Source organism: Micrococcus sp. ACRRV (assembly GCF_022346985.1).
GTDB classification, from domain to species: domain Bacteria; phylum Actinomycetota; class Actinomycetes; order Actinomycetales; family Micrococcaceae; genus Micrococcus; species Micrococcus porci.
In genome coordinates this window covers 1-7,293 of record NZ_JAKRNH010000116.1, presented here as the reverse complement: position 1 = coordinate 7,293, position 7,293 = coordinate 1, and the positions used below count along the sequence as shown (strand labels likewise).

At 74.5% G+C, this 7,293-nt stretch carries 7 protein-coding genes; 5 read left to right on the top strand and 2 right to left on the bottom strand.

Features of this window, described 5'->3' with window-relative positions:
* The 5 genes from MHY29_RS10440 to MHY29_RS10420 form a co-directional block, all read left to right on the top strand.
* On the top strand, positions 1 to 461 hold a 461-nt coding region (locus MHY29_RS10440; RefSeq protein ID WP_239241051.1), incomplete at its 5' end, for a tetratricopeptide repeat protein.
* Between the two features lie 118 nt (positions 462 to 579).
* Positions 580 to 1,350, top strand: a complete 771-nt coding sequence (locus MHY29_RS10435) for an ABC transporter ATP-binding protein (RefSeq protein ID WP_224355222.1) — start codon at positions 580 to 582, stop codon at positions 1,348 to 1,350.
* Positions 1,341 to 2,933 (top strand): Tat (twin-arginine translocation) pathway signal sequence, encoded by a 1,593-nt coding sequence (locus MHY29_RS10430; protein WP_239241049.1) that lies wholly within the window; start codon positions 1,341 to 1,343, stop codon positions 2,931 to 2,933. The genes MHY29_RS10435 and MHY29_RS10430 overlap by 10 nt, the downstream gene beginning before the upstream one ends.
* Positions 2,934 to 2,983: 50 nt before the next feature.
* Complete coding sequence (locus MHY29_RS10425; protein ID WP_239241047.1) at positions 2,984 to 3,325, top strand: DUF3039 domain-containing protein; 342 nt, start codon at positions 2,984 to 2,986, stop codon at positions 3,323 to 3,325.
* Positions 3,318 to 5,150, top strand: coding sequence for a DEAD/DEAH box helicase (locus MHY29_RS10420; protein WP_370643514.1), 1,833 nt, complete (start codon positions 3,318 to 3,320; stop codon positions 5,148 to 5,150). Before MHY29_RS10425 ends, MHY29_RS10420 begins: the two co-directional genes overlap by 8 nt.
* A gap of 33 nt (positions 5,151 to 5,183) precedes the next feature.
* Here the strand turns inward: MHY29_RS10420 and MHY29_RS10415 are convergent, their stop codons facing one another.
* Together MHY29_RS10415 and MHY29_RS10410 are read right to left on the bottom strand one after the other, a co-directional pair.
* Positions 5,184 to 5,852 (bottom strand): isochorismatase family protein, encoded by a 669-nt coding sequence (locus MHY29_RS10415; protein WP_239241045.1) that lies wholly within the window; start codon positions 5,850 to 5,852, stop codon positions 5,184 to 5,186.
* Position 5,853: 1 nt separating this feature from the next.
* Positions 5,854 to 7,203 (bottom strand): nicotinate phosphoribosyltransferase, encoded by a 1,350-nt coding sequence (locus MHY29_RS10410; RefSeq protein WP_239241043.1) that lies wholly within the window; start codon positions 7,201 to 7,203, stop codon positions 5,854 to 5,856.
* Positions 7,204 to 7,293: the final 90 nt, after the last annotated feature.

Here is a 7,293-nt window from a genome sequence, read left to right as displayed (position 1 = left end):
CCCTGGCCCCGGCCCGCGACGGCGCGGCCGCGCCGCAGCCCGCCCCCGTGCCCCCGCTGCACCGTCGCGCCCAGGAGGCCCTCGCCGCGGACGACCTGCCCGGCGCGGTCGCCGCGTGGGAGGACGCCCTGAAGGAGAGCCCGGCGGACGAGACAGCCCGGCAGGGCCTCTCCGCCGCCCGCCTGATGCTGCGCACCCGGGACATGGATGCCGCCGCGGTGCGTGCCGCCGCCGCCGAGCGCCCCGACGAGCTCGCCGCCCAGACCGCCGTGGCCGACCTGGACGTGCTCGGCGGTCACGTGGAGGACGCCTTCGCCCGGCTGGTCCGGTTCGTGGCCGCCCATCCCGGCGAGGACCGGGAGGCGGCCCGCGCCCATCTCGTGGACCTCTACATCGTGGTCGGCTCCGAGGACCCGCGCGTGCACGCCTCCCGGCGTCGCCTCGCCGCCGCGCTGTACTGAGCCACCGGGGTCGCGGGGAATCGAGTCCCAGGACGGTCGAGGCCTGGCCGATGGTGCCGCACGATGTCCTACCCAGGGCGGAGGCGGCGTCCTCAGGCGTGCGGATAGCGTGTGTGACATGCGTGCCCAGGATGCCCCGGACCCGAACCTCGCCCTCGTCACGCGGGGGCTGGCCAAGCGCTTCGGCGAGAAGGTCGCCCTCGCCGGACTGGACCTGGAGGTCCCCGCGGGCTCCTTCTTCGGCGTGGTCGGCCCCAACGGCGCCGGCAAGACGACGGCGCTGTCCATGGCCACGGGCATGCTGCGCCCCGACGCCGGGCGCGTGTGGATCCACGGCGTGGACGTCTGGGAACAGCCCCTGGAGGCCAAGCGCCGCGTCGGCGTCCTCGCGGACGGCGTCCGCACCTTCGACCGCCTGACCGGCGCCCAGCTCATCACCTACGCGGGCCTGCTCCACGGCCTGGACCGCGACACCGTCGACGTCCGCACCGCCGACCTGCTGCGCGTCATGGACCTCGAGGAGGCCGGCCGCAAGCTCGTGGTGGACTACTCCGCGGGCATGACCAAGAAGGTCAACCTGGCGGCCGCCATGGTGCATGCCCCGGACGTCCTCGTCCTCGACGAGCCGTTCGAGGCCGTGGACCCGGTCTCCGCCGCGAACATCCGGGACATCCTGCACGACTACGTGGGGCGCGGCGGCACCGTGATCGTCTCCAGCCACGTCATGGACCTCGTGCAGCGCATGTGCTCGCACGTGGCCGTGATCGCCGGGGGCGTGCTGCGCGCGGCCGGCACCCTCGAGGAGGTGCGCGCCGGCCGGGACCTGGAGGAGCGCTTCGTGGACCTCGTCGGCGGCCGCCACACGGGGGAGGGTCTGGCGTGGCTCTGACCCTCACCCGCCTGCGTTGGGCGCTGACCCTCAACGGCTGGCGCAGGTCGACGCTGACCCTGGTCCTGTCGGTCCTCGGCGCCCTGTACTTCTTCGGCATGGCGGCGATGGCCGTGGCCGCGCTGGTCGTGGGCCTGCCCGAGGCCGAGCTCCCGGTCCGCGGCGCGGTCACCGTGCTGGTCGCCGCCGTCGTCGTGCTGCTGTGGACCATCCTGCCCCCGCTGGTCACGGGCGTGGACGCCACCCTGGACCCGTCCAGCTTCGTGCTCTTCCCGGTGCCCGCCCGCACCCTCGTGGCCGGCCTGCTGCTCTCCACCTTCACGACGCCGATCGGCGCCCTCACGCTGCTGGGCCTGCTGGGCGTCGCCGCGTCCTGGTGGGACACCCCGGCCGCGCTCGCGGCGGCCGCCGTGGGCGCCGTGCTCAGCGCCGTCACCGCCGTGTGTCTGGGCTACGGCGTGACCGGCCTGATGTCCTCCTTCACCGGCCGACGCCGCGTACGGGAGGCGATCTCCCTGCTCGTGCTCATCCCGCTCATGCTCGGCGGCGTGGCGCTGTCCCGGGTGATGCAGTCCATCGACGACCTGCTGTGGCTCGGCCCCGTGCTGGCGGACGCGGCCGTGTGGACCCCCTTCGGCGCCGGCCTCGGTGCGGGCTGGGCCGCGGCCGAGGGGCGCTGGGGGCTGGCCGGGCTGCGCCTGCTGGTGGCCCTGGCGTGGGCGGTGGCCGCCGCCGCGCTCTGGATGCTCGCCATCCGCCGCACCGTGGAGCCGGCCGCGGTGGGCTCCACGGACTCCGCCGCCCCGCGCGGGGACCGCGCCACGGACCTGCGCTGGCTGGGCCGCCCGGCCACGTCCGCGCGCACGGCGATCGCGGCCCGCGCGCAGCTGTACTGGTTCAAGGACCCGCGCTACATGGCGTCCCTGGTCACGGTCCCGCTGATGTTCGTGCTCCTGTGGTTCATGGGCACCAGCGGGCCCGAGGGGGCCACGGCCATCCTCCTGGCCGCGGGCCCCGTCACCGCGTGGGCCCTGGGCTACTCGCTCTCCGCGGACATCGCCTACGACCACACGGCCTTCCACCTCCACGTCCTCGCGGGCGTGAAGGGGATCGACGACCGCCTCGGCCGCGTCATGGGCCTGCTGGGCTGGGCGCTGCCCGTCGTCGTGGGGGTGACCCTGGCCACCGTGGCCATGCACGGCGACTGGTCCGTGCTGCCGGCGATCCTGGGTGTGTCCCTCGGCGTCCTGGGGGCCTGCCTGGGGCTGAGCGCCCTGGTCTCCGCGCGGTGGGTCTACCCCGTGCCGAAGCCGGGCGACAGCCCGCTGAAGACCCCGCAGGGTGCGGCCATGCGGACCATGCTCGTGCAGGGCACGTCCCTGCTCGTCACGCTCGTCCTGCTCGTGCCCATGGCGGTGCCGTTCGTGGTGCTGCTGGTCACCGGCGCGGCCGTCTGGAGCTGGGTCACGCTCGCCGTGGGCCTCGCCTGGGGTGCCCTCGCCCTGTGGCTGGGGGTGCGCGCCGGCGCCGCCTGGTACGACCGCGCCCAGGCCGAGACCCTGCAGGCCGTGCAGTCCTGGTGAGGCCCGGGGCGGGCCCGCCGGCCGGCGTCGTCCTCGGTAGGATGACGGCCATGAGCATCTCCGATCCGTTCCAGAACGACCCGCTGTCCCCTTCGGGCGGGGGCACCTCGGTGCTCGAGCGCGAGGAGCAGCTCCAGGACGCCGAGCCCGGGGACCACGAGCGCTTCGCGCACTACGTCCGCAAGGAGAAGATCATGGAGTCGGCGCTGTCCGGCGAGCCCGTGACCGCCCTCTGCGGCAAGGTGTGGGTGCCGGGCCGGGACCCGAACAAGTTCCCGGTGTGCCCCACCTGCCAGGAGATCTACGACGGCCTCCGCGACCCGCAGGACGGCGACGACGCCGGCAAGGGCTCCAGCGGCGGACGCGGATGGTTCGGTCGCGGCCGTGGCTGACGGCCGCTCACCCCTGAGCGGCCCCACCCCGGACGGCATCCAGCCGGACCTGTTCCACGTCGGCGAGGACCTGCCGCCGGCGATGCCCGAGCGCGCCGCGTGGGGCACCGCCACCAAGCTGCGCCAGTGGCAGCAGGAGGCGCTCGAGAAGTACCTCCACGACGCGCCCCAGGACTTCCTGGCCGTGGCGACCCCCGGCGCGGGCAAGACGACCTTCGCCCTGCGCGTCGCGAAGATCCTCATGGACGCCGGCGTGGTGCAGCGGCTGACGGTGGTGGCCCCCACCGACCACCTCAAGCGTCAGTGGGCGGACAACGCCGCGCGCGTGGGCATCGCGATCGACCCGAACTTCAAGAACGCCGACGGGCGCCACGGGGCCGAGTACCGCGGCGTCGCCCTGACCTACGCGCAGGTGGCCAACAAGCCCGTGCTGCACCGTAACCGGACCGAGGCCGCCAAGACCCTGGTGATCCTGGACGAGATCCACCACGGCGGCGACGCGCGCAGCTGGGGCGAGGGCATCCGCGAGGCGTTCGAGCCGGCCACCCGCCGGCTCTCCCTGACGGGCACCCCGTTCCGCTCGGACGACGCCTACATCCCGTTCGTGCGCTACGAGCACGGCGCAGACGGCTTCGAGCGCTCCAAGGCGGACTACACCTACGGCTACGGGCCGGCGCTGCGCGACCACGTGGTGCGCCCCGTCATCTTCATGGCGTACTCCGGGCAGATGCGCTGGAAGACGTCCACGGGGGAGGTGATGGAGGCCCAGCTGGGCGAGGCCGCCACCAAGGACATCACCGCCAGCGCCTGGCGCACCGCCCTGGACCCGGCGGGCGACTGGATCCCGTCCGTGCTGCGCGCCGCGGACCGCCGCCTCACCGAGGTGCGCCGCGGTGTCCCCGACGCCGGCGGCCTGGTGATCGCCAGCGATCACGAGGACGCCCGCGCCTATGCCGCCCAGCTGGAGGCCCTCACGGGGCAGAAGCCCGCGGTGATCCTCTCCGACGACAAGGGCGCCTCGGACCGGATCGAGCAGTTTGCGGCCTCGGACGAGCGGTGGATGGTGGCCGTGCGCATGGTGTCCGAGGGTGTCGACGTGCCCCGGCTGTGCGTGGGCGTCTATGCGACCTCCACGTCCACCCCGCTGTTCTTCGCCCAGGCCGTGGGGCGCTTCGTGCGCTCGCGGCGCCGCGGCGAGGTGGCCTCGGTGTTCCTGCCGTCCGTGCCGCAGCTGATGCTGCTGGCCAACGAGATGGAGGTCGAGCGGGACCACGCCCTGGACCGCCGGCCCGGCGAGACCACCACCGAGGAGATGGAGGACCTCTCGCAGGCCCCGGAGGAGGACCTGATCGCGGAGGCGAACCGCGAGGAGCGCGGCTCGGACTCCCTGACCGGCGCGACGTTCGAGGCGTTGGAGTCCCGGGCGAGCTTCGACAAGGTGCTCTTCGACGGCGGCGAGTTCGGCCTCGGCGGGGCCGTGGGCTCCGAGGAGGAGCTGGACTTCCTCGGCATCCCCGGCCTGCTCGACGCCGAGCAGGTCTCCGCGCTGCTGCGCCAGCGCCAGGCCGAGCAGATCCGCCGCAGGCCAGGCGCCGCCCGGCCCGACGAGCCCCGCGACGTCGTGGACCACCGGCGGATGAAGGAGCTGCGCTCCGAGCTGTCCAAGATGGTCTCCGCGTGGGCCGCGCGCTCGGGCACGCCGCACGGGGTCATCCACAACCGGCTCCGCGAGGTCTCCGGAGGACCCGCCGTGGCGCAGGCCTCCAAAGAGCAGCTGGAGAAGCGGCTGCGCACCATCCGCGGGTGGTTCGTCGGGAGGACGTGACGGGGCCCGGCCCGGCCGGCCCCGGCGCCGCGCTCAGCCCTCGGCCAGCTCGGCGCCGGCGTCCTCCATCTCCGCCAGGGCGGCGTCGGAGGCGTCGGCGTCCACTCCGACCACGAGGTCGGTGCGCACCGTGACGTCGTAGCCGGCCTCCAGGGCGTCCAGCACGGTGGCGCGGACGCAGTGGTCCGTGGCGATGCCCACCACCGTGAGGGCCTCGATCTCCTGGCCGCGCAGCCAGTCGTCGAGGGACTCGCCGTCGTCGGCGGCGTGCGCGGCGCCCTGGGTGGCGCCGTACGGGCCGGCCGGGGCGGAGGCCTCCTCGCCCCCGCGCACGGTGTCCGGATCGCCGGAGGCGCCGTCGAAGCCGGAGTATCCGTCGGAGTGCTGGCCCTTGAGGAACTCGGCGTCGACGCCGAGGTCCTCGGCGGCGAGGTCCTCGTGCAGCTCCGCGCCGGGGGTGCCGGCCACGCAGTGCACGGGCCAGGTGCGCACGAAGTCCGGCTCGCCGGCGGCGAAGTGCCCGGCGGGGTCCACGTGCCAGTCGCGGGTGGTGACGATCGCGTCGTAGGCGCCCTCGGACTCCGCCACGTGGTCGGCGATGGACGCGGCGACGGCGGCGCCGCCGGCCACGGCCAGGGCTCCGCCCTCGCAGAAGTCGTTCTGGACGTCCACGATGACGAGGGCGCGGTGCTGGGCGGGCATGTCAGGCCTCCTGGAAGATCGTCGGGATCACGGGCTCGCCCGGCTGCAGGCGGGCGGCCGCGGTGGGCAGCTCGGCCAGGGACGCGGCGTGGCGCTCGGCGGCGCGGACCACGGCCTCGGGGCCGCTCCACCCGGGGAGCAGCTCGCCGTCCTTGACGAACTCGTGGAGCAGCGGGCGGTCGTTCGCATCCGTCTCCGGGGCGCGGTTGACGCCCACCAGCTCGGCGACGGCGCGGCCGCGGGCGTCGAGCCGGCGCGCGGCGTCCTTCAGCCCGCCGTGCGACTTCTTGCCGGAGGAGGCCTTGGCCACGTCCACCCAGGCGCCGTCGTCGCCCTGGCGGGCCACGAGCTTGTAGACCATGGACGCGGTGGGCGCACCGGAGCCGGTGACCAGTCGGGTGCCCACGCCGTAGGCGTCCACGGGGGCGGAGCGCAGGGAGGCGATCGCGTACTCGTCCAGGTCCGAGGTGACCATGATCCCCGTGTCCGTGTTGCCCAGCCCGTCCAGCTGGGCGCGGACCTCGTGGGCCTGGACCAGGAGGTCACCGGAGTCGATGCGCACGTTGCGCAGCTCGGGGCCGGCCACCTCGACGGCCGTGCGGACGCCCTGCTCGACGTCGTAGGTGTCCACGAGCAGGGTGGTGTCCTTGCCGAGCGCGGCCACCTGCGCCTCGAACGCGGCGCGCTCCGAATCGTGCAGCAGGGTGAAGGAGTGCGCGGCGGTGCCGATGGTCTTCAGCCCGTAGCGGCGGCCGGCCTCCAGGTTGGAGGTGGCGGCGAACCCGGCGATCACGGCGGCGCGGGCGGCGGCGACGGCCGCCTCCTCGTTCATGCGGCGCGCGCCCATCTCCGAGCAGGGGCGGCCCTGGGCCGCGGAGGTCATGCGGGAGGCGGCGGAGGCCACGGCGGTGTCGTAGTTGAGCACGGAGAGCAGGTAGGTCTCCAGGATGCAGGCCTCGGCGAACGTGGACTCGACCTGCAGCACGGGGGAGTGCGGGAAGTAGGCCTCGCCCTCGGCGTAGCCCACGATGTCCCCGGAGAACCGGAAGTCGGCGAGCCACTGCAGGGTGGCGTCGTCCACCACGGAGCGGTCCGCGAGGAAGTCCACCTCCGCCGTGGAGAAGCGGAAGCGCGAGAGGCCCTCGAGGATGCGGCCTGTGCCCGCGACGACGCCGTAGCGGCGCCCGTCCGGCAGACGGCGGCTGAACAGCTCGAACCGGCTGCGGCGCTCGGCGGTGCCCGCCCGGCGGGCGGCGCAGAGCATGGTGAGCTCGTAGTGGTCCGTCATCAGGGACGTGGGCACGTGCCACGGCGCGGCGGACGGGGCGGGTGCGGAGGCGTTCTGGGTCACCCCGTCAGGCTAACGGACGGCCCCTGCCCCGTCAGGGGCCCCGCGCTTCCGTAGACTGGAGGGCATGCCTCACCCCGCCCACCCCGCCCC